We start from the raw sequence: 2,834 nt of genomic DNA, 5'->3' as shown, positions 1-2,834 counted from the left end.
GGGGTGGGTGGGGGGTACGGGACGGTCAGGACGCCGGGACGTCGGCGGCGCCGAGGTAGGCGGCCCGGACGGCGGGGTCCTCCAGGACCTCGCCGGTGGGGCCGGAGGCGATGACGTGGCCGAAGTCCAGGACGGTGACCTGCTCGCAGGTGGCCTGGACGAGCTCCATGTCGTGCTCGACGAGCAGGACCGAGACCCCGAGCGCCGCGGGCACGGCCGCCAGGCGCCTGGCGAGGCGCAGCGACTCGGCGGCGGACTGGCCGGCGGCGGGCTCGTCCAGCAGCGCGACCTTCGGCCGCGCCGCGACCGCGGCGGCGACGTCCAGGAGGCGCCGGGTGCCGGCGTCGACGATCGACACCGGGACCTGGCCGGGCGGGCAGCCGAAGAACTCCAGCAGCTCGTCGGCCTCGGCCCGCGGCAGCCGCCGGCCGGCGCCGATCGTCAGGTAGTCGTACAGGCTGAGCTCGGGCGCGATCGCGGTGGTCTGGAAGGTGCGGCGAAGGCCGAGCACGGCGCGGCGGCTCGGCCCGAGTCCGTCCAGCCGCCGCCCGGCCAGCTCGACCGTGCCCCCGTAGCCCGCGACGAAACCGCTGACCGCCGCGATGAACGTCGACTTTCCGGCGCCGTTCGGGCCGATGAGCCCGACGACCGCGCCCTCGGGGACGGTCAGGTCGACGGCGTCCAGCGCCACGACCTCGCCGAACTTGACGGTGAGCCCCTGAACCGCCAGCACCGGTGCGCGGTCGCCGGTGGGCGCGGGCGCCGGGAGGGATCCGGCCTCCTCGGCGGCGGGCGCGTCCTCGGGGGCGGGCGCGTCCTCGGCCTCCTTGAGGATCTTCCGGGCGTCGCGCTCCCGCCTGCGCATCCGGGTCAGGTCGGTCTGGCTGAGCCCGCTGCGCAGCGCGAGCAGGGCGCCGGCGCCGAACAGCACGCCGCCGAAGTCCTGCGGCAGCGAGACCTTCTCCATGATCGTCGCCATCACCGCGCCGAAGATCCCGCCGAGCACGGCGCCCTCCGGGTGGTGCGGGCCGATCATGATGGCGACGGCGAACAGCGCGAGGGACTGGCCCATCGCGAAGTTCTGCGGGACCACCAGGCTCAGCTGGCCGACCAGCAGCCCGCCGCCGATCCCGGCGACGAACGCGCTGATCGCGAACGCGGCGAGCTTGCCGCGCGCCACCGAGACGCCGTGCGCCGCGGCGGACCGCTCGGAGTGCCGCAGCTCGTACCAGGACAGCCCGAGCCGGGTCCGGCCGATGATCCCGAGGGCGACGGCCAGCACGGTGAACACGATCACCGTGAAGACGAAGTAGCCGCCGTCGGTGTCGAAGGGGGCGGGCCGCTCCAGCATCGTCAGGTCGGCCGCGCCGGGGAACGGGTTGACGTTCAGCACGATGTCGGTGCTGACCGCGAACCCGAAGGTGACGACGGCGAGGTTGACGCCGCGGATGCGCAGCGCGGGCAGTCCGATGGCGACGCCGACGGGGACGGCGGCCAGGCCGCCGAGGAGCAGCCACAGGTAGAAGCCGCCCGGCGCGTCCGCCACGTTCAGCCGCAGCACCACCCAGGCGCCGATCGCGGCGAACGACATCTGGCACAGCGACATGACGCCGGCCCGTCCGACGATCACCCCGAAGCTCTGCATGATCACCGCGCTGATCACGGCGCTGATCGCCAGGTAGATCCAGTACGGCGGCAGGACCAGCGGGAGCAGCGCGCAGGCGAGCACCGCGATGCCGAGACCGGTGCCGAGGCCGCGCTTGTCGACCAGGTTCATCGAGGCCCGCCCTCCGCCGCCCCGGCGCCCGCGCCGGCGGCGCCGACCGGCGGCCCGCCGAAGTAGAGCCGGTGCAGGCGCCGCTCGTCGCCGCGCAGCTCGCCGCACGGCCCGGAGAAGACCACGCGTCCCTTGCGCAGGACGTGGGCGTGGGTGCCGACGTCCAGCGCGAGGTTCGCGAACTGCTCGATCAGCACGACCGCGATGCCCATCCCGGCCAGCTCGCCGACCGTGGACATCAGCCGGCGCACCACCAGCGGGGCGAGGCCGAGCGACATCTCGTCGATCAGCACGACCTTGGGAGCCGAGACCAGGGCCCGGCCGAGCACGACCATCTGCTGCTCGCCGCCGGACAGGTACCCGGCCTGCAGGCTCCGCCTCTTCTCCAGCTCCGGGAAGAGCCGGTAGACGGTGCCGAGGTCGCCGTCGCCCCGCTGGGAGACGATGAGGTTCTGCTCGACGGTGAGCGTGCGGAACGTGGTGCGGGCCTGCTCGACGTAGCCGAGGCCGGCGCGGGCCCGCTTGTAGGGGGCGAGTCTCTCGATGGCGGCGCCGTCCAGCCGGATGGTGCCGGACCTGACGGGGGCCAGGCCGGCGATGCCGTCCATCAGCGTCGTCTTGCCGGCGCCGTTCGCGCCGAGGATCACGGTGACCGCGCCCGGCGCGGCGTCGAGCGTGACCTCGTGCACGATCGGGACCTCGGCCCGGTCCACGCCGACGCCGTCGAGGGCGAGAGCCGGAGCGGTCATCACTCTCCGTCCGTGCCGAAGGCCGAGCGCAGGGCGGCGGCCGTCCGGGCCTGGGCGTCCCTCGCCACCGACAGCTCGGTGGCGAGCGGGCCGAAGAACGCGTGGATCATGCCGTCGTAGCGGACGAGGTCGGTCTGGACGCCCGCGTCCTTGAGCCGCACCGCGTACTCCTCGCCCTCGTCGCGGAGCACGTCGCACTCGGCTTCGAGGACGAGCGCCCGGCACAGCCCGGCGAAGCTCTTGGCCCGCAGGGGCAGCACACAGGCCACCGGAGCCAGACGACATAGGAGAACGTTCAGGCACTCGAC

General features: G+C 74.1%; 3 protein-coding genes. All 3 read right to left on the bottom strand.

The features are described 5' to 3' along the window. Nucleotides 1-25: 25 nt before the first annotated feature. Nucleotides 26-1,777, bottom strand: a complete 1,752-nt coding sequence (locus AB0C69_RS40780) for an ATP-binding cassette domain-containing protein (RefSeq protein WP_360361933.1) — start codon at nucleotides 1,775-1,777, stop codon at nucleotides 26-28. Next, entirely contained in the window at nucleotides 1,774-2,526 is a 753-nt protein-coding gene (locus AB0C69_RS40775) for an ABC transporter ATP-binding protein (RefSeq protein WP_360361931.1), read from the bottom strand. The genes AB0C69_RS40780 and AB0C69_RS40775 overlap by 4 nt, the downstream gene beginning before the upstream one ends. Beyond that, nucleotides 2,526-2,834 (bottom strand): alpha/beta hydrolase fold domain-containing protein (locus AB0C69_RS40770; RefSeq protein ID WP_360361928.1); only part of this gene is annotated, 309 nt, incomplete at its 5' end. The genes AB0C69_RS40770 and AB0C69_RS40775, both read right to left, overlap by 1 nt.

It is taken from the genome of Actinomadura sp. NPDC048032, assembly GCF_040653175.1.
GTDB lineage: Bacteria > Actinomycetota > Actinomycetes > Streptosporangiales > Streptosporangiaceae > Spirillospora > Spirillospora verrucosospora.
Note: the sequence above shows the minus strand (reverse complement) of the source record. Positions and strands in the feature narration are given on the sequence as shown.

Coding starts and splice junctions, on each gene's coding strand:
- AB0C69_RS40775 (WP_360361931.1), bottom strand. CDS start 2,526: ATGACCGCTCCGGCTCTCGCCCTCGACGGCGTCGGCGTGGACCGGGCC.
- AB0C69_RS40780 (WP_360361933.1), bottom strand. CDS start 1,777: ATGAACCTGGTCGACAAGCGCGGCCTCGGCACCGGTCTCGGCATCGCG.